Origin of the sequence: Paraburkholderia sp. RL17-381-BIF-C, from assembly GCF_046026435.1 — a bacterium.
Lineage (GTDB): Bacteria > Pseudomonadota > Gammaproteobacteria > Burkholderiales > Burkholderiaceae > Paraburkholderia.
In genome coordinates this window covers 117,016-139,831 of sequence record NZ_JARESX010000003.1, presented here as the reverse complement: position 1 = coordinate 139,831, position 22,816 = coordinate 117,016, and the positions used below count along the sequence as shown (strand labels likewise).

The 22,816-nt window shown below is 60.0% G+C and carries 19 protein-coding genes and 3 pseudogenes; 12 read left to right on the top strand and 10 right to left on the bottom strand.

Features of this window, described 5'->3' with window-relative positions:
• Positions 1-22: 22 nt before the first annotated feature.
• The gene (locus tag P0D70_RS03575; RefSeq protein WP_091807503.1) at positions 23-1,492 is read left to right on the top strand and encodes an MFS transporter; all 1,470 of its coding nucleotides are present in this window, start codon (positions 23-25) and stop codon (positions 1,490-1,492) included.
• Between the two features lie 49 nt (positions 1,493-1,541).
• On the opposite strand, the gene P0D70_RS03570 is transcribed toward P0D70_RS03575, so the two are convergent.
• Entirely contained in the window at positions 1,542-3,122 is a 1,581-nt protein-coding gene (locus P0D70_RS03570) for an aldehyde dehydrogenase (NADP(+)) (RefSeq protein ID WP_408182944.1), read from the bottom strand.
• A gap of 612 nt (positions 3,123-3,734) precedes the next feature.
• On the opposite strand from P0D70_RS03570, the gene P0D70_RS03565 reads away from it, so the two are divergent.
• Positions 3,735-4,094 (top strand): BON domain-containing protein, encoded by a 360-nt coding sequence (locus P0D70_RS03565; RefSeq protein ID WP_408182650.1) that lies wholly within the window; start codon positions 3,735-3,737, stop codon positions 4,092-4,094.
• A gap of 157 nt (positions 4,095-4,251) precedes the next feature.
• On the opposite strand, the gene P0D70_RS03560 is transcribed toward P0D70_RS03565, so the two are convergent.
• On the bottom strand, positions 4,252-5,073 hold the full coding sequence (locus P0D70_RS03560) for an alpha/beta fold hydrolase (protein ID WP_091807507.1): 822 nt from the start codon (positions 5,071-5,073) through the stop codon (positions 4,252-4,254).
• 376 nt (positions 5,074-5,449) lie between these two features.
• On the bottom strand, positions 5,450-6,586 hold the full coding sequence (locus P0D70_RS03555; RefSeq protein ID WP_408182646.1) for an FAD binding domain-containing protein: 1,137 nt from the start codon (positions 6,584-6,586) through the stop codon (positions 5,450-5,452).
• A 221-nt stretch (positions 6,587-6,807) separates the two neighbouring features.
• Between P0D70_RS03555 and P0D70_RS03550 the strand changes: the two genes are divergently transcribed.
• The 5 genes from P0D70_RS03550 (at position 6,808) to P0D70_RS03530 (ending at position 9,830) form a co-directional block, all read left to right on the top strand.
• Positions 6,808-7,074 (top strand): hypothetical protein, encoded by a 267-nt coding sequence (locus tag P0D70_RS03550; protein ID WP_091807509.1) that lies wholly within the window; start codon positions 6,808-6,810, stop codon positions 7,072-7,074.
• A gap of 152 nt (positions 7,075-7,226) precedes the next feature.
• Positions 7,227-7,916, top strand: coding sequence for a hydrolase (locus P0D70_RS03545; RefSeq protein WP_408182643.1), 690 nt, complete (start codon positions 7,227-7,229; stop codon positions 7,914-7,916).
• A gap of 131 nt (positions 7,917-8,047) precedes the next feature.
• Positions 8,048-8,638, top strand: a complete 591-nt coding sequence (locus tag P0D70_RS03540) for a YoaK family protein (protein ID WP_408182641.1) — start codon at positions 8,048-8,050, stop codon at positions 8,636-8,638.
• 99 nt (positions 8,639-8,737) lie between these two features.
• Positions 8,738-8,962 carry a hypothetical protein gene (locus P0D70_RS03535; protein WP_091807512.1) on the top strand — a complete coding sequence of 75 codons (225 nt, stop codon included), beginning with the start codon at positions 8,738-8,740 and terminating at the stop codon, positions 8,960-8,962.
• Complete coding sequence (locus P0D70_RS03530) at positions 8,952-9,830, top strand: alpha/beta fold hydrolase (RefSeq protein WP_408182638.1); 879 nt, start codon at positions 8,952-8,954, stop codon at positions 9,828-9,830. Before P0D70_RS03535 ends, P0D70_RS03530 begins: the two co-directional genes overlap by 11 nt.
• 142 nt (positions 9,831-9,972) lie before the next feature.
• Here P0D70_RS03530 and P0D70_RS03525 read toward each other — a convergent pair whose 3' ends face one another.
• Positions 9,973-10,914 carry an AEC family transporter gene (locus tag P0D70_RS03525; protein WP_408182636.1) on the bottom strand — a complete coding sequence of 314 codons (942 nt, stop codon included), beginning with the start codon at positions 10,912-10,914 and terminating at the stop codon, positions 9,973-9,975.
• A 642-nt stretch (positions 10,915-11,556) separates the two neighbouring features.
• Between P0D70_RS03525 and P0D70_RS03520 the strand changes: the two genes are divergently transcribed.
• The 3 genes from P0D70_RS03520 to P0D70_RS03510 all read left to right on the top strand — a co-directional run bounded on the left by P0D70_RS03520 (position 11,557) and on the right by P0D70_RS03510 (position 15,434).
• Entirely contained in the window at positions 11,557-12,252 is a 696-nt protein-coding gene (locus P0D70_RS03520) for a gluconate 2-dehydrogenase subunit 3 family protein (RefSeq protein ID WP_408182634.1), read from the top strand.
• An 81-nt stretch (positions 12,253-12,333) separates the two neighbouring features.
• Positions 12,334-14,112, top strand: a complete 1,779-nt coding sequence (locus tag P0D70_RS03515; protein WP_408182632.1) for a GMC family oxidoreductase — start codon at positions 12,334-12,336, stop codon at positions 14,110-14,112.
• Complete coding sequence (locus tag P0D70_RS03510; protein WP_408182629.1) at positions 14,112-15,434, top strand: c-type cytochrome; 1,323 nt, start codon at positions 14,112-14,114, stop codon at positions 15,432-15,434. Before P0D70_RS03515 ends, P0D70_RS03510 begins: the two co-directional genes overlap by 1 nt.
• 161 nt (positions 15,435-15,595) lie before the next feature.
• Here the strand turns inward: P0D70_RS03510 and P0D70_RS03505 are convergent.
• Positions 15,596-16,025, bottom strand: a pseudogene (locus P0D70_RS03505) (oxidoreductase); the annotation flags it as partial.
• A 60-nt stretch (positions 16,026-16,085) separates the two neighbouring features.
• Positions 16,086-16,205 (bottom strand): annotated as a pseudogene (gene dkgB, locus P0D70_RS37090) (2,5-didehydrogluconate reductase DkgB); the annotation flags it as partial.
• 26 nt (positions 16,206-16,231) lie between these two features.
• On the opposite strand from dkgB, the pseudogene P0D70_RS03500 reads away from it, so the two are divergent.
• A pseudogene (locus P0D70_RS03500) lies at positions 16,232-16,528 on the top strand (LysR substrate-binding domain-containing protein); the annotation flags it as partial.
• 50 nt (positions 16,529-16,578) lie between these two features.
• On the opposite strand, the gene P0D70_RS03495 reads toward P0D70_RS03500, so the two are convergent.
• Positions 16,579-18,954, bottom strand: a complete 2,376-nt coding sequence (locus tag P0D70_RS03495; protein WP_408182627.1) for a DNA polymerase II — start codon at positions 18,952-18,954, stop codon at positions 16,579-16,581.
• Between the two features lie 239 nt (positions 18,955-19,193).
• Here P0D70_RS03495 and P0D70_RS03490 point away from each other — a divergent pair, with 239 nt between their 5' ends.
• Positions 19,194-19,619 carry a PRC-barrel domain-containing protein gene (locus tag P0D70_RS03490; RefSeq protein WP_091807525.1) on the top strand — a complete coding sequence of 142 codons (426 nt, stop codon included), beginning with the start codon at positions 19,194-19,196 and terminating at the stop codon, positions 19,617-19,619.
• Between the two features lie 194 nt (positions 19,620-19,813).
• Here P0D70_RS03490 and P0D70_RS03485 read toward each other — a convergent pair whose 3' ends face one another.
• Genes P0D70_RS03485 through P0D70_RS03475 form a run of 3 tightly spaced genes read right to left on the bottom strand, consistent with a single transcriptional unit; the run spans position 19,814 to position 22,474 of the window.
• On the bottom strand, positions 19,814-20,824 hold the full coding sequence (locus tag P0D70_RS03485; protein ID WP_408182624.1) for a DUF2891 domain-containing protein: 1,011 nt from the start codon (positions 20,822-20,824) through the stop codon (positions 19,814-19,816).
• A gap of 10 nt (positions 20,825-20,834) precedes the next feature.
• Positions 20,835-21,785 carry a DUF979 domain-containing protein gene (locus P0D70_RS03480; RefSeq protein ID WP_408182942.1) on the bottom strand — a complete coding sequence of 317 codons (951 nt, stop codon included), beginning with the start codon at positions 21,783-21,785 and terminating at the stop codon, positions 20,835-20,837.
• Entirely contained in the window at positions 21,785-22,474 is a 690-nt protein-coding gene (locus tag P0D70_RS03475; protein WP_408182620.1) for a DUF969 domain-containing protein, read from the bottom strand. The genes P0D70_RS03480 and P0D70_RS03475 overlap by 1 nt, the downstream gene beginning before the upstream one ends.
• Between the last annotated feature and the right edge of the window lie 342 nt (positions 22,475-22,816).

Sequence of the window (22,816 nt, the reverse complement as noted above, 5' to 3'; positions counted from 1 at the left end):
GTCGACAGAGGAGACAAACAACATGGCATCCCCAGATCATGCCGGTTCCGTCGCGAAGAGCGGCGGCGCGGCGTATTCCGATATCGCGGCGACCCGTGCGGCTGCAGCCGCGGCGACGCCGCTCGACGCCGGCAGCATTTCCGCGCGCCTCGACCGGCTGCCCGCCACACGTTCCGTCTGGAAGCTCGTGGTGCTGCTAAGCCTCGGCTTCTTCTTCGAACTCTACGATCTGTTGTACTCGGGTTATGTCGCGCCGGGTCTCGTCAAAAGCGGCCTGCTGAGCGCGACCACGCATGGCCTGTTCGGCACGACCGGCGTTGCGAGTTTCATTGCCGCGCTGTTCAGCGGCCTCTTTATCGGCACGATCGCCTGTGGCTTTCTGGCGGATCGCTTCGGACGCCGCGCGGTGTTCACCTATTCGCTGCTCTGGTACACGGCGGCCAATGTCGTGATGGCGTTTCAGGAAACGGCTACCGGGCTGAACTTCTGGCGCTTCGTGGCGGGCGTCGGCATCGGCGTCGAACTGGTGACGATCGGCACGTACATTTCCGAACTGGTGCCCAAGCAGATTCGCGGCCGCGCATTCGCGTGCGAGCAGGCAGTCGGTTTTACGGCGGTGCCGGTGGTGGCGTTTCTCTCGTATCTGCTGGTGCCGCGCACGCTGCTCGGCCTCGACGGCTGGCGCTGGGTCGTGCTGATTGGCGCACATGGCGCACTGTTCGTGTGGTGGATTCGCCGCGCGTTGCCGGAAAGCCCGCGTTGGCTCGCACAACAAGGACGTCTTGCCGAAGCCGATCGCGTGATGAGCGAGCTCGAAGCGAAAGTGCGCCGCGAATACGGTCGTGAGTTGCCGCCGCCCGCAGCGTCGGTGCCGGTGGCGCCGCGCGGCAGCTTCCGCGATATGTGGGTGCCGCCGTATCGCAGCCGCACGCTGATGATGACGATCTTCAATATCTTTCAGACGGTGGGCTTTTACGGCTTTGCGAATTGGGTGCCGACGTTGCTGATCAAGCAGGGCATTACGATTACCACGAGCCTGATGTATTCGAGTGTGATCGCGCTGGCTGCGCCGCTTGGGCCGGTCATTGGGCTCTTCATTGGCGACCGCTTCGAGCGCAAGACAGTGATCGTGGTGATGGCGGGTGTGAATATCGTCTGCGGGCTGTGGTTCAGTCAGGCCTCCGGCGCGGTGCTGCTGGTGACGTTAGGAGTTTGTCTGACGCTCGCGGGCAACATCATTTCGTATAGCTATCACGCGTATCAGACCGAGCTTTTTCCGACCAGCATTCGGGCAAGGGCGGTGGGCTTCGTTTATTCGTGGAGCCGGTTTTCGGCTATTTTCACGGCGTTTCTGATCGCGGCGGTGTTGAAGGAGTTTGGCACCACGGGCGTGTTTGTGTTCATCGCCGGGGCGATGCTGATCGTAATGCTGGCGATTGGATTGATCGGGCCGCGCACGAAGGGGCTCGAGCTGGAGAAGATCTCGAAGTAGCGAGCCGCCCGTCTGATGCGGGCGTTTCGTTTTTTTGGTGAATTGAACGCTAACGCCGCTCCAATTCGCCATCGCGCACGCGCCATAGAGACAACGGATTGCTGTCCTGTAGCGCAGGCGGTAGCAATTCCGGCGGTAGATTTTCGTAGCAGATCGGCCGCAAGAAGCGATCGATCGCGGTTGCTCCGACGGACGTAAACCGACTGTCGGAGGTCGCCGGATACGGTCCGCCGTGTACCGTCGCATAACCAATCTCGACCGTATTCGAGAATTTGTTCACGAGGATACGGTTTGTCTTGCTTTCGAGCACTGGGATCAGGTGTCGGGCTAAGTCGAGATCGGTTGATTCCATATGCAAGGCCATGGTCAGTTGGCCGCGCAGACTGGTTGTAAGTTCGATCAACTCGTTCTCGCTCTCGCAGCGGATGAGGACGGCCGCTGGGCCGAACATCTCGCCGGCAAGCTGGGGCGCGGCGAGTACTTCAGCGGCGTCAACCTCGAAAATTTCGGACTGCCCTTCTAAACGGCCTTTGGGCGCAGTTCCTTTCGCGATGCTGAGACTCGACCTACCTTCTCGACTACGTTTCGCTTCACGGTTGAAATTGTCGTAGATTCCGGGGCTGAGCATCGGTTCCGCTCGTACCGCCGACAATGCTTCCGCCAGTGCCACACGCAAGTCCTCGAAGCCCTCGCCATCAATCGCGACGATCATGCCTGGCTTCAGACACATCTGGCCAACACCGGCTGTCATGCGTTCTACGAAGTGCGCAGCAATGTCTGGCGCGCGGGTCCGCAATGCCGCTGGCAGAACGAAGTTGGGATTCACACTTGTCATTTCAGCGAAGACGGGAATCGGCACCGCACGCGCCGCACCTCGGCGAACGAGTGCCATGCCGCCGCCTTCCGAGCCGGTGAAGCCAACGGCGCGAATGGCCGGATGATCCACAAGTGCTTCGCCTACCGCATTGCCGTGTCCGATCAGCAGTGAGAACACGCCTTCGTGCAGCTTGCATTCCTCGACGGCAGCCTGTATCGCCTTGCCGACCAGTTCCGATGTGCCGAGGTGCGAGCCGTGTGCTTTCACAACGACGGTGCAGCCCGCCGCGAGCGCAGAGGCCGTGTCGCCTCCCGCCACCGAATAGAGGATCGGAAAATTGCTCGCACCGAATACGGCGACGGGGCCGATTGGTATTTTCTGCATGCGTAAATCGGCTTTAGGCACCGGTCGACGCGCGGGATCGGCGGAATCGATCGTCGCGTGACGCCAGCGTCCGTGGCTTACCACGTCGGCGAACATTTTCATCTGCGCAGCCGTGCGCGCCGTCTCGCCCTTGATACGCTCAACGGTTAAACCCGTTTCACTTGCTGCACGTTCGTACAGTACATCGCCGAGTGCAAGCAGATTGTCGGCCGCGCGTATCAGGAACGCGCCGCGAGTTTCGGGTGAAGTGTGCCGATATGACTCGAAGGCCTGCAACGCGAGCGTGCAGGCGTCATCTACATCCTTCAGTGTCGCGACGCCGAAGGAGGGTTCAATCTCGGTGCCGAGGCGTGGGTCGAAAGCCTTGATAGTGTCCGCCGTTCCAAAGCGCGATGCGCGGCCGATCGACATTTCACCTGCAACTTTCATCATGAGGTTCTCCAGGTTCTTCAAGCAAACGTGTTATCCGGATATGGCGAATGCATGCGTAGACTGCGATCTGTCGCCTGTGGCAGACGCGCTGTCCGAGAATGGCCAGATCGATGCCCCCGCTGCAATGGCTGCCGGTTCAAAGCGTGTCTTCAAAGGGCCGCAAAAGGAAAAATGCGGCCGTTCCCGGAGGATAGTTAATCGAAGCTCTCCCTCGGCGCATGTCGGTATCGTCACCATGCTAGGTCCGCGTGTTTGGCTCGTCCTTAAGCCTGATTAAAACGTCCTTAATTCGAGTTATGGGTATCAGTGTCGCAAGCGGCCAGCGATACTTGTAGATATGTTTTCGTGGCGATTCGCGATGAAACATCACAGGTTCCATTCATACGGATTCGATAGTTGTCTTGAACTTCAGAATGCGTGACCCCTATCAGGTCGAAACTCATGTGCCGCTTACCCAACCAGTTCGGTTAACGAGTTTTAACAACGTTTCACTGACCCGCTGGAAGCGGAGCTGATTAAGATGAAATCGTTGCATGGGGAGCGAACTCGCCCACGCTGACATGGCCTTTTCGGCCGATCTCAATTCACTCCAATCAACAGGAAAACATCATGCGAATTTCCGCACTCGTCGTGGCTTGCGCTGCCGTCGTCGCGCTCGTCTCAACCGCTGCCATTGCCCAATCGAATGATGACGCCGTGGCATCCCACGCCGGTGCAGGAATGACAAAGGCGTCGATCCGTTTGCAGAACCGACAATTGTCGAAGGCTGTTCGTCACGCGCTGTATTCGACCAAAGGGTTGAACGCCAGCAACATTGCGGTGCTCGTCAAAAACGGAACCGTTTCTCTGGTGGGTACGGTGCCCGATGCAGCACAGATTCAGGTGGCGGGCAATGTTGCCAAACGTGTTCCGCATGTGGCGGCCGTCGACAACCGTGTGATCGTTGAGGAAGAAGGCGGTGGCCAGTAAATGGTGGGCCGCGGGAAACCAGAAGAAAATCGAACCCGTCCTGCATTGGGAAGCAGGATCGCGCGTTTGCGGGCCCCGGCTGCGCTAAACAGCCAGGGCCCGCGCATCGACAAGGAGCGCTGCGTTTAACGATGCAAGCGCAACACTCGAATGCGCGTTAGCTCTGCAGGAACTCCAGCAGATCGGCGTTCACTTTATCCGCCTCGGTTGTGCACATGCCATGGGGCGCACCTGGATAGACCTTCAGTGTGGCATTTTTCACGATCTTCGCTGACAGGCGACCCGCCTGGTCGATCGGGACGATCTGATCGTCGTCGCCGTGAAGGACCAGCGTCGGCACGTCGATCTTCTTCAGATCTGCCGTGTAGTCGACCTCCGAGAACTGCTTGATACATTCGTACTGGCCTTGGACCGAGCCGAGCATACCTTCGCGCCAGAACTCGTCGATCGTGCCCTGCGAGATTTTCGCGTTGGGCCGATTGAAACCGAAGAACGGCACAGCGAGATCTTTGTAGAACTGCGAGCGGTTGCTCGCGACACTCGCACGAATGCCGTCGAATACCGACATTGGCAGGCCGTTCGGATTGCTTTCGGTCTTGACCATGATCGGCGGCACTGCGCCGATCAGCACGACCTTGGCCACACGCGAGGTGCCATGGCGGCCGATGTAATGTGCAATCTCGCCGCCGCCAGTCGAATGGCCAACGAGCATGGCGCCCTTCAGGTCGAGCGCGTTGATCACCGCAGCCAGATCGTCTGCGTAGGTGTCCATGTCGTTGCCGTGGGACGGCTGATCGGAGCGGCCATGGCCGCGGCGGTCGTGGGCGATGACCCGGTAGCCTTTCTGCACCAGGAACAGCATTTGTGGATCCCACGCGTCGGCATCGAGCGGCCAGCCGTGCGAGAAGACGACCGGCTTGCCGCTGCCCCAATCCTTGAAGAAGATGCGTGTACCATCTTTAGTCGTTACCGTATTCATCGTATGGCGCTCTCCATGTTGTGGGTGGGATGAATTGCCCGCATGTGCATTTCCGCTGGCGGATGCAGCGGCCATCGCGACGGTCGGTGCGGCCATGGCGGCGATCGCCGCGCCGGCTGCGCCCGCGCTCGCTACAAGCACCTGCCTTCGATTCGCCGATGCAATTCCCGATTGATTAGCCATTTTTCTCCAGTCTTGTGTTGTTGGTGGATGTGTCGTAGTGGTAACGCATGACGAGACATCTCAGGCTCCGATAGTACGGATTCGGTAGTTTGTTTGAACTTCATAATCCTTAATTCTTATTAACTCGAAATGCATGTGGCGGTCACGCGGCCACTTCGGCTAACGAGTTTCAATGACGTTCTGCTGATCGCGATCAGGTTGACGGATAGCCAAGTCCGAACGACTGCGCCAACCGTGGGCCCTTCAGAAGCAACGGGGCGACGGCACCGCGCCGCATGGCGGCCCAACGGTCGAGTACCTGCACGACGTCCTTGCCAGATATGGTTGCCAGCGCTTCGGCGAGGCTCACGGCGTCGTCGGCGGACTTGGAGGTGCCCGAGCCAGTGTGAGGTCGTAGCGTGCAGGCTGCGTCGCCCACTAGAGCGATACGCCCTTTGGCGAACGAGGGGCTCAGGGCGTCGGAGATGGCTTGCAGGAATGGCGCGTGCGTCGCGGCCACCAGTTGCGATAACGCGCGAGGCAGCCCATCGAGCGCCGCCCGATGCAGATAGGCAAGCGACTGTTCCGACAGCTCGCCAGGCGGGACTGATGCGTGGTGCCGATGACCGTCGCGTCCGGTCAGGAACGCGCCGATTGATGACTCGTCGGGTTCGTTTCTGTACCAGAGCCAATTGAACCGGCGCATGCCTGTGTCGAGCGAGCCATTCAGCGCGGGAATGAGGAATGTCATGAATAGTTCGGCATCTGAACGGTAGAGCGTCATGTTCTCGATCAGATCGGCCACCTCCACGCGGTTGAAAGCGTTTTCACTCACCACCCCGCGCCACGCGATGTAACCTGCGTACGACGAGGCGTTACCGGGAAACAGCGCGGAACGAAGCCGCGAGCCGGTGCCGTCCGCGGCGATCAAAATGTCTGCGCGAACCGGCGCCGCGCCGTCGTCGAAACGGATTTCGACGCCGTCCGCGTCTTCGGCAACACTCGCTACACTGCGCCCGTGGTGAAGCGAAGCGGGGGGCAACATGCTGCACAGCGACCGGTAGACGGCGTCCCACGATGAAAATGGGAGCAGCTCGGGATCGTCGCGCGTCACATTGCCGTCGATATCGATCCAGCGCCGTCGGTGCGTCGGCACCGCAAGCATCGCGCGGGTTCGATGGCCGTGCTGTTCGAGAAACCGCAGCATCTGCCGCAGCACCACGACTCCACCACCACGACCCCGCAGCGGTCCTGCAGAGCGCTCGTAGACGTGCACGTCGTGGCCCGTGCATGTCAGCGTCAATGCGCATGCGAGCCCTGCGATTGAACCACCCGCGATTGCAATTTTCATGCTGTTGGCGATGCCATGTCGATCCTCCATACGTCTATTTGCCGGCGCAGACTGTCGCCGCCCAAAGGCATGTCACGCAGATCGGCCAGCGTGACTACGCTTCCCGCTATCAACTGTTCAGGCGTTCGAGTGATTCACCCACCTGTCACAGGCAGCATGCACCTGGTGGCGGGAAGAGTTGACATGGTCGTTCCTTTTGCGAGCGATTGAACATGGTGCGAATGGGTGACAGTACCGAGCAGCGTATCGCCGACGGCAAAGAAAATCCTGATGCCGCGCTGAATTTTTGTGAAACCGGAGAGATTCTGTCCGGTTTCCTGACTGAACTCATTGCACCAGGCCTCAACCGCGGACGCAGAACAGGCATGGTGCGGACCGGATGTTCTGGCGATCGGATCAACTGCAAGCGGGTGCGCGGCGCCTTGACGGTCGAGCAGAAGCTTGTCGAATTCGTGGCGACTGTATTCTGTGTCCCGATCGGTCGCTGATATCTTCCCGTGCGTTCTATTAAGAACTATTAAGGGCTCTGCCAAGGACTGGGTGAAAAGCTCTGGATAGACTGGGCTTCAGTCTTCCTCGCACTTCTCGCGAGTGCGGCCTGTCTTCTCATGTTCACTCAACTTCTAGGACGTACAACGCCATGGCAAATCCGAAACTGGAAGTCCTCACGCCTGCAAACTCGCAGATCATCTTCATCGACCAACAGCCGCAAATGGCTTTTGGGGTCCAGTCTATCGACCGTCAGGTACTTAAGAACAACGTAGTAGGACTTGCGAAGGCAGCGCGGGTGTTTAACATTCCCACCACTATTACGACGGTGGAATCCGAAAGTTTTTCTGGCTATACGTACCCGGAATTGCTGGACGTATTTCCGGAGCACAAAGTGCTCGAACGCTCGTCCATGAATTCGTGGGACGACCAGAAGGTTCGTGACTCGCTTGCTGCGAATGGCCGAAAAAAGGTAGTGGTGGCAGGTTTGTGGACCGAGGTTTGCAACAACACGTTTGCGCTGTGCGCCATGGCCGAAGGTGACTACGAAATCTATATGGTCGCCGACGCGTCGGGCGGCACCTCGAAGGACGCGCATGACTATGCAATGCAGCGAATGATCCAGGCCGGCGTGGTTCCGATGACCTGGCAACAGGTACTGCTCGAGTGGCAGCGCGACTGGGCGCACAAAGAGACTTACAACGAAGTCATGGCGATTGCCAAAGAGCATTCGGGCGCGTACGGGATGGGCGTGGACTATGCCTACACCATGGTGCACAAGGCTGCCCAGCGCGCGGCGGGGACGCACGAGGTTCTGGCGCCGGTGCCGGCAAGGAAATAATAAGTCGCGGCGAGCGCCCGCTTTACACGAATAGCCCCGTGCGTGAAAAGCGGCGCGCCCCCTATCAGGATCGCCATGACTTTCAATACGTCCGCGCCGGAGCCGGCCTTCCGCTTTCCGGGGAATCGTTCATGAATAAACACGAAGACACGATTCTTGCGCTGATAGCGGGCTACGTTGACACCGTCGGGTTCGTTGCGTTGTTCGGACTCTTCACCGCGCATGTCACGGGCAACTTCGTACTGATCGGCGCGGAGTTCGCAGGCGGGGGGCAAGGTGTGCTGCTGAAGCTGCTGGCGTTTCCGTCTTTTATAGTCGGCATTGCGCTGAGCAGCGTTATTTTCAAGTTTCTGGAGCGCAATCATCCGGCGGATGCTGCGAGCGCTTTGTACCTGTTTCAGGCAATGCTGCTCGTTTCATTCCTTGTGACAGGCTTGATCGCGACGCCAATCAAGGCATCGAATGCATCAATGGTGCTGGTGTGCGGCGTACTGGGAACCATGGCGATGGGCGTGCAGAACGCGCGTGGCAGGTTGCTGATGGTCACGGGGCTGCCGAACACGGTGATGACCGGAAACGTGACGCAGATCGTGCTCGACGTGATCGAGCTGATACACCGGCGGGCGCCGCGGGCGGGCATGGGCAGCAGGTTCGAGGGTGCCTCCAATCGACGTTGGCGGCGATGTGCGGCTTTGCTGTCGGCGCGGTTGGCGGCGCATTGACCTACGTCGAATTTTCCTTTCTCGCGATTACATTCCCAGTGGCCATTTTGTTATTTCTTGCCTGGAAGAGAAGGGCGATGCCGAAGGCAAGCGGTTAGCTTGTCGCGAACCGGCCATCTGGTCACCGATATCGATCAGGCGGTGAAGGGCGGCATGAGCCGCGCGATCTTCAATAAAAATTCGCAACTGCGTCGAACGCGTGGACGCGATGCTTTTTTTGCGTATATGACTGGCTGCCGGTCAATTACGAAGCCGCGCCCGGTCGATGACCCGGGCGCCTACCTTGTCTTTCATCACTTTCGGGAAACGAAAAATGGCAACTGAAGCGACGGCAGTCACTCACCACACGCTGCGTGCGAACGGCATCCGGCAGCATTTCCTCGATGCCGGTAGCGGCCCGGTTGTCGTGCTCCTGCACGGTTTCCCCGAGACGAGCTTTGCGTGGCGTCATCAGATTCCCGTGCTGGCCCAGCACTATCGGGTCATCGCGCCGGACCTGCGGGGCTATGGCGAAACCGACAAACCCGGTTCCGGCTACGACAAGCGGAACATGGCGATGGACATCATTAGTCTGCTCGACGAACTGGGGATCGGCAAGGTCGCGCTCGTCGGGCACGATCGCGGCGCGCGCGTGGCCACTCGGCTGACGAAGGATCATCCTGAACGGGTCGATCGGCTCGTCGTGATGGATAACGTGCCGACGCGGGTGGTCGCACAAAACATGAATCCACAAACAGCGCGTGCGTACTGGTTTTTTCTGTTCCATCTGGTCGCGGACCTTCCGGAAACGCTGATCGCGGGGAAGGAAGACGCGTGGCTGCATCACTTTTTCGCCGACTGGTGCTACAACCCGCACACGATCGAAGGCGCGGACTTCGATACGTACGTGAAAGCGTACAAGCGGCCGGGCGCGGTGCGAGGCGCAATGTCGGACTATCGCGCGAATTCCGAGGACGTCGCTCAGGATCTGGTCGACGCGGACGTGAAAATTGCGTGCCCGACTATGGCGCTGTGGGGTGAAGACTTCTATGCGGTGGGCGGCATGTTCGACATGAAGGCTGTCTGGGAAGGCATGGCAAACAACCTCCGTGCCGAACCGATCTCGCATTGCGGGCATTTGCCCCAGGAGGAACAGCCGGAACGGGTCAACGAATTGCTGGTGGATTTCCTGCGGGGCTGGAATGGGAATTGATTGGCCGTCGGACGCTCCGCGGCTACGAGCCGCACGATAGCTGAAGTGCCCGGCCGCGGGGCGTAATCCGCGGCCGGTTGACCGGCAGAAGCATGATGCATGGCCAAACCCGACCGCATGCGCAAAACACTCGCGGCACGAGTCAAAGATAGCCGAGCAGGAAGATTGTTGCGGTCAGGGTGAAAATCGACAAGACGCTCGAGGCGACCAGCGTCGTGCCCGATGGCGTGTCCTGTACGCCGTACGACAAGCCGAACAGAATGCCGAACGAACCACATGGAATCGCCGAGAGCAAAATGGCTTGACCGGCAATCGGCTTCGGCAGCGCGAACACCACGACCAGCAAATAGGCGATCAGCGGTTGGATCACGTTGCTGAGCGCCACGCCGACCCATACTTCCTTATCCAGCCGGAAAGGTTGTGACGCCAGTATCAACCCGGTCGAAAACAACGCCAGGCCCGCTGTCGTGCTGCCGATGATATTGAGTGACTGCACCATGAGCCCCGGCAACTGCCAACCCGCAAGCGAAACCAGCACACCGAGAAGCGGTGCGATCACGATCGGCTTGACGAATGTCGTGATCAACGCCTTTGCCAGCAGATTCGAGTGCGCGCCGTCGTTCTCGCGAGTCTTTGCACGTTCGAGCAGGATCAACCCGGCTGGCGACATCACAACCGAGGCGGTCGTGATCGCAAGCGCGACGGTCAAGTCGCTTGCTTCACCGTAGACGCTATGCAAAAGCGGAAGGCCGACCGCGGCAAAGTTCGGCATACCAATAGTGACCGCGCGGACGGCCGCATTCGCCGGCGCCACCTTGAAAAGAAAACGCGACAACGCAAGCGACGCGACGTACGGCACCAGCATTACCGCTATCAGCAGGAGGATCAGCACGAGGTGGCTGTCGAGGCTGGTGCGCTGCATCTTGGCTGTGTACAGGAACAGCGCGAACGGCAGCGCGTAGTCGACCAGCATGGTATTGATCGAAGATAACGGCATGCTGCCCCGAGCGAGCTTGCCCGCCAGATAGCCTGTCGCCATAGAAAAGAAGAACGGCACTAGCGCGTAAGCTATCTCGTGAATCATCTGTCGTTGCCCGTGTGATGGCGTCCACGTCGGGCGCCGTTGAATGTCGTAATCGACGGAGGCCACCTCTATTGCGGCAACGAAGTCTATTGATCGGCGCGCATTAAGTCTTTAGGAAAACATGAAGCGTTATTAACGGTGCCGGATGTACGAGATCGATTCAAGCGAACGCGTGATACAGATTTTTTTTAGCTGTACGTTAAGTTTCTTTCACGCACGCCATTTGCCGGCTTTTTGGGGCTCTGTCCTTCCTCGGCGACCACACGCCCCCAGATGTATGACGGTCGCGCGACAGCCGGTTCGATCGATTGCATCGAAAACCTGCAGGACTTCGAAGGATAGGTTTGTGGCGGACAGACGAATCTATCGAGGTTCCAAGCCCAAGAGTTGGCCGGGGAAGATCAGCGTTGACCTTCGGCGTCACGTGGCGCTTCAGACGAGGTGGCGTAATTTTTAATAACTATTCAGTCCGGCCTAATTTCATTAGCAGAATCGCTGGGTAGGATGACTTGCAACTAGCGTCCAGCGCAATATGTTCGCGCCGATTGGATAGAGGACGTGGCTTGCTCGGCCGTATGATCACAATACTGGATTTCAGAATGTCCGCTATGGCCATCCCGCAATCCATATCGGAGCGTTTGTATGAAACGGGTTGGAATTTCTCCAGGGCGCCGCGCGTTTCTGCGTAGTGTCGCGAGCGCGGGACCGGCCGCCGTGGCGATCGGCGCCGGCGTGGCCGGCGTTGCGGCGAGTTCGACAGCAGGCAACACACCGAACTGGACGCCCAGCTACTTTACGCCCGACGAATGGAGCGTGCTTGTCGCGCTGGTCGATCGCCTGATCCCTGCGGACAGCGAAGGGCCAGGTGCGATTGAGGCGGGCGTGCCGGAATTCATCGACAGCCAGATGAACACGCCCTACGGCTATGGCGCCCTTTGGTACATGCACGGGCCCTTCGTTGCAGGGCCCGCGACGCTTGGCTATCAGCTTGAATTCAGCCCCCGGGCGCTGTACCGAAGTGCGTTGGCCGGACTGGACGAACAGGTGCGCAAGCGGTTTTCGAAACGCTTCGATGAGATCGACGCCAGTACGCGCGACAGCGTGATTGGCGAACTGGAATCGGGCAAGCTGGGTATCGGCGACGTGCCCGCAGTGGACTTCTTTGCGCAACTGTTGCAGAACACGCGCGAAGGCTATTTCTGCGATCCGAAGCACGGAGGCAATCGCGATATGGCGGCGTGGAAGATGATCAATTTCCCTGGGGCAAGGGCCGACTATATCGACTGGGTCGAACAGTATGGGAAGCGCTACCCGCTTGCGCCGGTATCCAGCGCCTGAGCGCCTCATCTTCCATGTCGATCAGTACCATTGCAGGCGCTAGGTGCGCGGGAATCAACGCGTTCCCACCAGGATAATTCAATGACAGACCAAACGATGAAAGGCGTCGACGTGGTGATCGTCGGCTTTGGCTGGGCCGGCGCCATCATGGCGAAGGAGTTGACCGAAGCCGGCTTGCAGGTGCTCGCGCTGGAACGTGGGCAATACCGCGATACGTATCCGGACGGTGCGTATCCGACCACGCTGGACGAACTGACCTATCTGCAGCGTTTCAAGCTGTTTCAGAATATGGCGCGAAGTACGTTCACCTTCCGTCACAACATGAACGACACGGCGTTGCCGTATCGGCAGATAGGCGCATTCAAACCGGGTGAAGGGGTTGGCGGCGCGGGTCTCCATTGGGCAGGCCAGCACTGGCGGATTTATCCGGAGGAGCTCAGGCTGCGCTCGCACTACGTTGAGCGTTACGGTGCAAAGTTCATTCCGAAGAACATGACGCTGCAGGATTTTGGTGTGTCTTATGAAGAGCTGGAACCGCATTTCGACTTCGCCGAAAAAGTATTCGGCACGTCGGGGCAGGCGTACCGAGTGAACGGCCAGGTTGTGGGAGATGGCAATCCGTTCGAAGCAGACCGCTCGGGTGCTTTTCCGCTGCCCGCGCAGAAAGTACCCTATGGTCCCCATATTTTCATGAAAGCGGCGCGCGAATTGGGTTTCCATCCATTTCGCGCGCCGTCGGCCACGGTGTCGGCAGCCTACACGAATCCGTATGGTTGCCAGATGGGACCGTGCAACTTCTGCGGGTATTGTTCGGGCTACGCGTGCTACAACTATTCGAAAGCGTCGCCCAATGTGAATATCCTACCAGCATTGCGCGGTTTGCCGAACTTCGAACTCCGGCCCAATTGCACGGTGTTGCGAATTACGCTCGACAGGACGCGCAAGGTCGCCACCGGTGTCGAGTATGTCGATGCCGCAGGTAAAGTTGTCGCACAACCCGCCAGGATTGTCATAGCGAGCACCTTCGCCTATAACAACGCACATCTTTTCATGCTGTCGGGAATCGGCCAGCAATACGACCCGGTGAGCGGTGAGGGTACTGTCGGCAAGAACGTGTCGTATCAGATGCTTTCGAATATCCAGGTTTTTTTCGAACCGGGGACGAATAGCAATCCATTTATCGGCGCCGGCGGCAACAGCGTCGCGTTCGACGATTTCAACGCAGATAACTTCGACCATGGCCCCCACGGCTTTGTCGGCGGTGCGGCGCTGTGGTGCAACCCGGCGGGAGCCAAGCCGATTTCGGGCATAGCGGTGCCGGCGGGAACCCCTAAATGGGGGAGCACGTGGAAGAAAGCAGTCAAAGATAACTACGTGAACACGGTGTCGATCGACTCGAACGGCACCAACATGGTCTATCGCGATTGTTATCTCGATCTCGATCCGACATATCAGAACAAATACGGGCAACCGCTGTTGCGTTTTACGTTCGACTGGAAAGACAACGACATTCGCATGACCCGTTTCGTGACCGACAAGCTGGTCCAGGTCGCAAAGGCAATGGGGCCGAAGGACTATACGGTCACGCAAAAGAACTTCGGCGATCACTTCGACGTGCGGCCGTATCAGACCACGCATTGGGCCGGCGGCCTGATCATGGGCGAGCATCCGAAGACGAGTGCGTTGAACCGCTATCTGCAAAGCTGGGACGTGCATAACGTCTTTGCGATCGGCTCCAACGTGTTTCCGGTGGGCCTCGGCTATAACCCCACGGGCGCGGTCGCCGCGCTGGCCTACTGGTCGGCGAAAGCGATCAGGACGCAGTACCTGAAAGACCCGCGGCCACTGGTGGATGCGTGATGAAATATATCGATAGCCTGCGCTGCGGCGCGATGGTGGCCATCTGCATGCTGGTGCTTCCCTGGGGCGCAGACGCCGCGCCGGCTGCGGACGCGGCGCAGGTCGAGCGCGGCGCATACCTCGCGCGTGCAGGCGACTGCATTGCCTGTCACACGGCGAAGAACGGCAAGCCATTCGCAGGTGGCTATCCGCTCGGCACACCGCTCGGCAAGGTGTACTCGACGAATATCACTCCGGACAAGACAAGCGGCATCGGCGCCTGGACCTACGACGACTTCGCGACGTTGATGCGCCGCGGAAGAACGAAGAGCGGGTATGCGGTTTATCCGGCCATGCCGTATCCATCGTATGCGCATATCGACGATGCGGACATGCATGCGCTCTATGCCTACTTCATGTACGGCGTAGCGCCCGTCAGGCAGGCAAACCGCGATAACGACATTCCATGGCCATTGTCGATGCGCTGGCCGCTGACGGTTTGGGGCTGGGTCTTCGGACCCGGACCGAAACCGTACGTTGCACCGGCGGGCACACCGGTGGAAGTCGCGCGTGGCGCCTATCTGGTGCAGGGCCTCGGACATTGTGGAAGCTGTCATACACCGCGAGGCGTCGGGCTTCAGGAGTTGTCGCTAGGCGACGATACCGATCCGGTCTACCTCGCGGGCGGGGCATCGATAGACGGCTGGATTGCACCGTCGCTGCGCAACGAACATGGAGACGGTCTTGCGGCCATGTCGACTGAGGACATCGTGGCGTTTCTGAAAAGCGGGCGCAACGCACATATCGCCTCATTCGGCGCGATGAACGACGTGGTCGTGAATTCGATGCAGCATCTGAACGAAGCCGACCTGAAGGGCATTGCGGCTTATCTGAAGTCGCTGTCGCCGCACAAGGACGCGGCGCAGCCGTATCGCTACGACGCAACGGTTGCGACCGCGCTTTATCACGGACAGGTGCCCAGTGCCGGCGCGCAGATCTATCTCGACCGTTGCGCCGGTTGTCATCGCTCTGACGGCACGGGGAACGGCAAGGCATTCCCGGCGCTGGCGGGCAATCCGATATTGCAGACCGACGATCCGACGTCGGCGATTCACATCGTTCTGTCGGGCGGCTCGATGCCGGCGACACGCACTGCGCCCTCGGCCATCACGATGGGTCCGTATGCAGCCATTCTGAGCGATCGACAGATAGCGGACGTAGTGACTTTCGTGCAAACCAGTTGGGGCAACCGGGGCGGCACAGCGACCGAGCGCCAGGTGGGCAAAGTGCGCAAGTCGTTGGTGAAGGTGGCTCCGACGGTGTCGGTGGCTGACACGCCGTAAGTCTCATGGCGCCTTCAGCGCAGATTCGATCAGTAGTTTTCAGCCGTAATTCAGGACGTTTTTCTGATCTTTCCGGTAGGCCGGCTGCGAATGGACGAGGGCAAAGCGTCGATGATCGTGACGAGTCCGCCTGGCCACGCTGCTTCGAAGGTGGCGAGCGCTTCGTCGTCGGCAATCGCGCGCGGCGCGGACGCCTGCACGAATCTGGGTGTGCTGCCGTCGTCGCCGGCAATGAACACGTTCACGCCCTCGGCCTGGATCGGCGACGACGACACGGGCTGCCGGCCGCCGAGCAGGCTCGTGTGGCTCAGCCGTCCAACGTGCCAGAGCTGCGGGAAGATGCGGCTGCACGGCGGCGTGCACGGCGTGGGTCACCTTGCGCCATCCGGCGACCTGCGCGGGCGTGTGAATGCCGGGCGTCCATGCGTAGCCCTTGCCGAGTGGCGAAATATAGGTGCCTTCGCTGACGATGAGGCCCGCGCCCGCGCGTTGCGCATAATAGGCGGCCATCAGGTCGTTGGCTTCGTCGCCGGGTTGGCTGGCGCGCGAGCGCGTCATGGGCGGCATCACGATGCGGTTCGGCAGCGTCATGCTGCGCAGGTATTCGACCAGCTTGCGGCTCTGCAAATACGGGCTCAACTCGATCTGATTGGTCGCGATCGCGTCCTTGCCGACCGCGGCGATCGCCTGCTTCGTCAGTTCGATATTGAAGTTCGAGATACCGATCTGCCGCGTCAGGCCTTTTGCTTGCACGTCGGCAAGCGCTGTCATGAACGTCTCGAGCGGCACCTCGTTATCCGGGGCACATCGAGCCCACGGTGAGTTCGTCGAGCGGCGAGACGCTGAGACAACTCGCGCTCGAAGGCAACGGGATCGTCTGCCTGTCGGATTTCATGACCACGCAGGACCGTGAAGCCGGGCGGCTCATGCAAGTCCTTACGCGCCACACGCAAGACGTGCGGCAGCCGATTCAAGCCGTCTATTACCGGAATACGGCGATTTCATCACGGATCGCGTCGTTCGTCGATTATCTGGTCGAGGCGCTCGGCAGTGGAACGCGGGCGCGCAGGCCGGCTGCGTGGGCGGGTCAGTAATGAGCGCCTGAGACGCAATCATCGCCGATTCGCCCGATGCTGGCACTGCCTTAAAACAACGCCCTTTGCCCTGACATCAAGGTGGTGAAATCATCACGCAGCAGCGGCAGGATCGCGTCGGCTACAGGCTGCAATTGCCGCGTCAGATAGTGTTCGTAATCGATGGCCGAGCGCAGCGTTTCCAACGGCTCGGGGCCGGCCACCGTCATCACATAGCTGATCCAGCCGCCGTTCTGGTATTGCAGCGGACGCCCTTGCCGCTGATTGAACTCGTCCGCCACCCGCGCCGCCCGCACATGCGGCGGCACATTGCGCTCATATTCGCCGAGCGGCCGGCGCACGCGCTTGCGATACACGAGCTGATCGTCGAGCTTGCCTTCGAGCGTGTCGCGCACATAGTCGCGCACGTAATCCTGATACGGCTGCTGTGTGAAGATGCGGCGGTAGAGTTCCTGCTGAAACTGTTGCGCGAGCGGCGTCCAGTCCGTGCGGACCGTTTCGAGCCCTTTATAGACGATGTCCTCGCTGCCGTCCGGCAACACCGTGAGGCCTGCGTAGCGCTTCTTGCTGCCTTCCTCGGCACCGCGAATGGTCGGCATGAAGAAGCGCCGGTAATGCCGCTCGAATTGCAATTCGAGCGCACTGTCGAGTCCGAAGCGCTGCTGCAGATTCTGCCGCCACCATGCATTGATATGCTCGACTAGCGCGCGGCCGATGCGGCTTGCGTCTTCCTCGCTGTGTGCGTGCTTGAGCCAGACGAAGGTCGAATCCGTGTCGCCGTAAATGACCTCGTAGCCTTCGCCTTGAATCAGTTCGCGCGTGGCATGCATGATTTCGTGGCCGCGCATGGTGATCGACGAGGCGAGACGCGGATCGAAGAAGCGGCAGCCGGTCGATCCCAGTACGCCGTAAAAGGCGTTCATGATGATCTTCAATGCCTGCGAAAGCGGCTTGTTGTTCTCGCGTTTGGCGGTTTCCCGGCCTTGCCAGACCTGCCCAACGATCGACGGCAAGCAATGGCGCGTGCGTGAGAAGCGCGCGCCGAGAAAGCCGGGCACGGATTGATCGTCGGCGGGATTCAGCATGCCTTCCACCAGACCGACCGGGTCGATCAGAAACGTGCGGATAATCGACGGATACAGGCTCTTATAGTCCAGCACCAGCACGGAGTCGTAAAGGCCGGGGCGCGAATCCATCACGAAGCCACCGGGGCTCGCGGCTCCGGCCACGTCGCCGAGATTGGGCGCGACATAGCCTTGCCGATGCATGCGCGGCATGTACAGATGCGTGAACGCCGCCACCGATCCGCCGCTGCGATCCGCCGGCAGACCGGTGACGCTCGCGCGCTCCAGCAGGAACGGCAGCAAGTCCGTCTTCGCGAAGATGCGTGTGACGAGCTCGCAGTCCTTGAGGTTGTACTGAGCGAGCGCGGGTTTGTCCTCGTCGAAGCGGCGCTGGATTTCATCCATGCGCTGATACGGATTGTCGATCGACTTGCCTTCGCCGAGCACGGAACGCGCGACATGTTCGAGACTGAACGAAGGGAAACTCCACGTCGCGGAGCGCAGCGCCTCGATGCCGTCGATAATCAGCCGCCCCGCGGCGCCGGCGAAGAAGTGGTTCTGTTTGAGTCCGTGCTCGCGCCATTCCATGACTGCACCACCGCGGCCGAGCCGCAGCGGTATGCGATATTGTTCGGCGTGCTGCTGCAGCACACGCAGGTCGAACTGCACCAGATTCCATCCGATGATCGCATCGGGATCATGCCGTTCCAGCCATGCATTCAGTTTTTCCAGCAACTGTGCGCGGGTTTCGCAGTATTCGAGGTCGAAGTCGAGCGTGCTCGCGTCGCCATTGGACGGCCCCAGCATATACACCTGGCGCTGTCCGCAACCTTCCAGCGCGATCGAATACAACTCGGCGTGGGCGCTGGTTTCGATGTCGAGCGAAACCAGTTTCAGGGGCGGGCGATAACCGGTGGCCGGCTTGAGTTCGCTGTTCAGAAGCGGGCCGTGATGGTCGCTGCTCCGCGCCTCGCCGCCAAACCACACCGGCGCGGTGATGAAGCGCTCCATCATGTAGCGCTCCGGCGGGAATATGTCGGCTTCGTAGACGTCGACGCCGCCTTGCTTCAGGCGTTTCTCGAACCCCGTCAGTTGCCGATACTGCGGACAGTAAAGTCCCATGACCGGCCGATGCTGAAAGTCGCGGAGATCGAGCGGACGCAGATCGAGTGGCGCCTCGCGGCGCAGGATCGTTTCTGCTCGCTCGCGGTGCTCAACGGGAATGAACGCAACCGAAGGTTGAGGACGCAAACGGATGTGACGGGGCCCGCTGTCCGTTGCCAGCCAGAATTCGACTTCCGTGCCGGCGGGCGTATCCCGCCAATGTCGGGTCAAAATGAAACCCTGTTCAAGCTCAGTCAAACTTCCACCTCTAAAGCAGGCGTGATCGCCTTGCACGATTTTACCGCCATGCGCTTCGAGCCGTTGCGTCATTCCCGAGCGTTGCCGAATAGGCTCGACCTGCCGCCTGATGTTGGCCGTGTGTGGCCTTCCGCCACGCTGGATGCAGCCGCGCGGCGCAATCTGTATGATCGTGCTGCAGCGATTCCTTCTGGCACAGCGCATGTGCCAGTCAAGTCTTTAAATACGGAGTGAACGATATGACTTTGGGTAAACTTGTTGTTGTGGTCGCAGTAGCTGCAACCAGTCTGAGTGCGCACGCGCAAGTCGCCGGCACGCAGCCGCTGAGCATCACCGTCGAGCAGTCGAATGCGCTGCTGAGCGGCTGGAGTGTGAAGAAGAGCATTCTCGGAAAAACGGTGTACAACGACCAGAACGAGAAGATCGGTACGGTTCGTGATCTGGTGGTGGCGCCAGATGGCTCGCTGTCCGCTGCGATCGTCTCCGCCGGCGGGTTCCTCGGCGTGGCGTCGCACGACGTTGCGGTGCCCATCGCGGCGCTCGATATCCGTCAGGGCAATTTCTATCTGGCCGGTGCCACCAAAGACGCGTTGAAGGCAACTCCCGCGTTCCAGTACAACAAGGTTCAAGCGCCGCCGAAGCCGAAAAAGCTGACGGGCCAGTAATGCAGAAAGCCGGCGTGTTCGCCGGCTGAGCCGCAAGAAGCGGCTCGCGTGTACTCGATCATGAAAAAGCGGCGCTCGCAGCGCGAAACGGTTGATGAGAGAAACCGTTTCGCGCATGCAGCGCCGCTTTCGTTTTTTCAGCGGACGAGGCCGCTAGTGGCAATTGGATTCGAGGCCTTGAATCAGGCCTTAATTCAAGCCCCCAACGCGAGCGTCGCGAACGTGCCGAGCCAATGCTCGCCCATATAGTCGCCGGCCACGTGCGGTAATGCGCTTTGCAGGTGGCGCTCGGCGGCATCGAACAGGACCGTACGGCGAATATCGCCTGTGGGCAGTGCGCGCGCCAGCGAGCGTTGGCACCATGCGCGGCTCAGATTCAGTCCGTCGAGGTGAGCGATCTTGCCGTCGCTGCGATCCGTCACGGTGACGGGCTCGAACAGTGTGGCGGGCTTTTTCACGCCGAGGTTCGGCAGAAAGCGGCCGAACCAGTCGACGAATTGCGCGGGCGGCAACACGCGGCGCATGAGCTCCGCTTCCATGAGCGAAGGCGAGAGGAATTCGTCGCCAGCGGGCTCCCATGCCTGACATGCTACGTCGTCGACAAACCAGCGTTCCGCGGTATTCACGACCAGTGCTTCCAGCGATTCACGCGACGTTTGCCGCGCGAAATCCAGCGTCAACGCCAATGCGAAGGCCATGTTGAAGTGCGTGCCCACGCGCAGCGGATAGGTCGCTTTCGGCAAAAACTCCTCGAAGCGTTCGACAAACACCCTGGTAAGCGGCGCAAAAGTTTTCGACCAGCGCGCGGCCTCCGAGAGCTTTAGCGATTCGAGTTGCCCGCTGAGCGCGAGCAACCATGCCCAACCATAAGGCCGCTCGAAACCACGGTTGTGCGGCAGATCGAGATAGGCAATTTCACCGGCCACGTTCTCCGCGGTGAAATGCTTGTCGACCACCGCGACAATGTGCGCCGCTTCCGGCAGATCGGGAAAGCGTTCAAGCAGATGCAGAATCAACCAGTAGCCGTGCACGCACGAATGCCAGTCGTAGCTGCCGTAAAAAATCGGATGCAGCGCGCGCGGACCTTGCACGTCCTGCGGTCCGGCGAGGGAGTGCGTCAGCTTGTTCGGGTATTCGCGCGTGAGGTGGGCGAGTGCGAGATTGGCGAATTTCGATGCGAATTCGCGAGTGAGTTGGGTAGTCATTGGCGCCTCCTCAAAAGCGGAATACGAACAGATATAACAGTATGGTGTTGACGATCAACAATAGCAAAGCGGTCGGCCACTGCGCCTTGATCACGCCGTTCTGATCTTTCAGCTCCAGCAGCGCTGCCGGCACGATATTGAAGTTGGCCGCCATTGGGGTCATCAAAGTGCCGCAAAAGCCGCACAGCATGCCGATCGCACCCAGAATGGCGGGGTTGCCGTGGAATTGATGCACGATCAGTGGCAAGCCGATACCTGCCGTCATGACGGGAAACGCGGCGAATGCGTTGCCCATGATCATCGTGAAAATCGCCATGCCGAACGTGTAAGCCGCCACCACCGCGAAGGCGGAGTCGAGCGGAATCCACGTTTTCACCAGATCCGACACCACGTGGCCCACGCCCGCGACGGCGAACAGCGCGCCGAGGGCCGCCAGCATCTGCGGCAGAATGGCGGCCCAGCCGACGGTATCCATGGTGTGCCGCGCGTCTTTCAAAGCGTGCACCGGCGAGTCGCGCAACATGAAGAGCGCCGCGCCGAACGCAACCAGCGTGCCCAATACGAGCGAAATCAACGTGACGTTCTTCGCTTCGACGAACGGCGCGTGTTTCAGCGTCAAGGTGCCGAGCAACGTGATGAACGGAATCAGCAGCGCCGGAATGAACAGCTTGTTGCCGAAGCGTTGCGCATTCGCTTCGCGGCGCGCGGCGGCGGCTTCGGTACTGTTGTCCGTCTTGCCTTTGCCGAGCTTGCCGGAGCCGGCGATCACGGCGAGTGCGATGGCGAGGCAGCCTGTTACGAAGTGCGGCAGTTCTCCGCCGAACATGAACGTGAGCGCGTAGATTCCCCAGAACAGAAAATTGGCAATGCGGCGTGGATTCGAACGGTCTTGCAGATTGAAGAGGGCGAACGCGGCGAACATCAAACCGGCCAGCACGTAGAGCGATTCGAGTTTGATCATCATCGCGCGATACCTCGGCCGTACGCGGTCATCTTATGCGAGAGATTACTGTCCAGCAGGATCAGGCGCACGACATGAATCACGAGTGCCGCCACGGCCGTGGGAATCGCCCAAACTGACACTTGCAGCGGTTCGACCGAGATGCCGTTCTGTTCGAGGAAGCCCTTGATCAGCAGGATGGACTGGATCGCAATGAAAATGTCTTCGCCGAAAAACACGGCGATGTTGTCCACCGCCGATGCATTCGCGCGGATTTGCTGGCGTACCGCATCAGGTAAGTCGCCGTAGCGGTTCGCGGCGGCGGCCTCGGCCATCGGCGCGATGAGCGGACGCACCATCTGCGCGTGCCCACCCAGGGACGTCAGACCGAGTGCGGCGGTGATCTGGCGGATCACGAAGTACAGCATCAGCACGCGGCCGGTGGTGGCGGCGTGCAGACGTGAAATCAGGTGTTTGGCCTGCTCTTTCAGACCGTTGCGCTCCAATAGTGCGATGACCGGCAGCGTCAGCCAGATCAGACCCATATAGCGGTTATCCGCGAATGCCTTACCGAATGCGCTGACGATCTCGACCGGCTGCAAGCCGCCGGCGACGCCCGTGGCGATCCCCGCGATCGTCACGACCAATAGCGCATTGAAGCGCAATGCGAAGCCGAGTACGACGATCGGCACGCCGATTAAAACCCACATGCTGTTCTCCTTGCTGCTTCGCTGGTGTGTCGTTGTTGTGTGCTGCTGGAGGCGTTGCCTGGTGCTGGCGAGGGCGGTTGCACGTAAGCGCTGACAGGTTGCGCCGGGTTGCAATGGCTCGCAGGCGAAGAAATCTAACACGATAATTTATCGATAAATAGTCGACGAATTGCGTAATTCGGGTAAACGCCTGGAGGAGGGTGGGTGTTCGGGCATAGGGAGCGAGAGAGGCGGATCTGGCGTCACGCGCCGCGAACGTGGCGCGCCATGGGTACCGAAAGCGCGAATACCGCAGAGACGGCTAAGACGGCACAGCGGCGCTTGCGCTGTGCCGTTTCAAGA

Bases quoted from the DNA above. Each gene is read 5' to 3' on its own strand.
- P0D70_RS03575 (WP_091807503.1), top strand. From the start codon at position 23: ATGGCATCCCCAGATCATGCCGGTTCCGTCGCGAAGAGCGGCGGCGCG.
- P0D70_RS03570 (WP_408182944.1), bottom strand. From the start codon at position 3,122: ATGAAAGTTGCAGGTGAAATGTCGATCGGCCGCGCATCGCGCTTTGGA.
- P0D70_RS03565 (WP_408182650.1), top strand. From the start codon at position 3,735: ATGCGAATTTCCGCACTCGTCGTGGCTTGCGCTGCCGTCGTCGCGCTC.
- P0D70_RS03560 (WP_091807507.1), bottom strand. From the start codon at position 5,073: ATGAATACGGTAACGACTAAAGATGGTACACGCATCTTCTTCAAGGAT.
- P0D70_RS03555 (WP_408182646.1), bottom strand. From the start codon at position 6,586: ATGAAAATTGCAATCGCGGGTGGTTCAATCGCAGGGCTCGCATGCGCA.
- P0D70_RS03550 (WP_091807509.1), top strand. From the start codon at position 6,808: ATGGGTGACAGTACCGAGCAGCGTATCGCCGACGGCAAAGAAAATCCT.
- P0D70_RS03545 (WP_408182643.1), top strand. From the start codon at position 7,227: ATGGCAAATCCGAAACTGGAAGTCCTCACGCCTGCAAACTCGCAGATC.
- P0D70_RS03540 (WP_408182641.1), top strand. From the start codon at position 8,048: ATGAATAAACACGAAGACACGATTCTTGCGCTGATAGCGGGCTACGTT.
- P0D70_RS03530 (WP_408182638.1), top strand. From the start codon at position 8,952: ATGGCAACTGAAGCGACGGCAGTCACTCACCACACGCTGCGTGCGAAC.
- P0D70_RS03525 (WP_408182636.1), bottom strand. From the start codon at position 10,914: ATGATTCACGAGATAGCTTACGCGCTAGTGCCGTTCTTCTTTTCTATG.
- P0D70_RS03520 (WP_408182634.1), top strand. From the start codon at position 11,557: ATGAAACGGGTTGGAATTTCTCCAGGGCGCCGCGCGTTTCTGCGTAGT.
- P0D70_RS03515 (WP_408182632.1), top strand. From the start codon at position 12,334: ATGACAGACCAAACGATGAAAGGCGTCGACGTGGTGATCGTCGGCTTT.
- P0D70_RS03510 (WP_408182629.1), top strand. From the start codon at position 14,112: ATGAAATATATCGATAGCCTGCGCTGCGGCGCGATGGTGGCCATCTGC.
- P0D70_RS03490 (WP_091807525.1), top strand. From the start codon at position 19,194: ATGACTTTGGGTAAACTTGTTGTTGTGGTCGCAGTAGCTGCAACCAGT.
- P0D70_RS03485 (WP_408182624.1), bottom strand. From the start codon at position 20,824: ATGACTACCCAACTCACTCGCGAATTCGCATCGAAATTCGCCAATCTC.
- P0D70_RS03480 (WP_408182942.1), bottom strand. From the start codon at position 21,785: ATGATCAAACTCGAATCGCTCTACGTGCTGGCCGGTTTGATGTTCGCC.
- P0D70_RS03475 (WP_408182620.1), bottom strand. From the start codon at position 22,474: ATGTGGGTTTTAATCGGCGTGCCGATCGTCGTACTCGGCTTCGCATTG.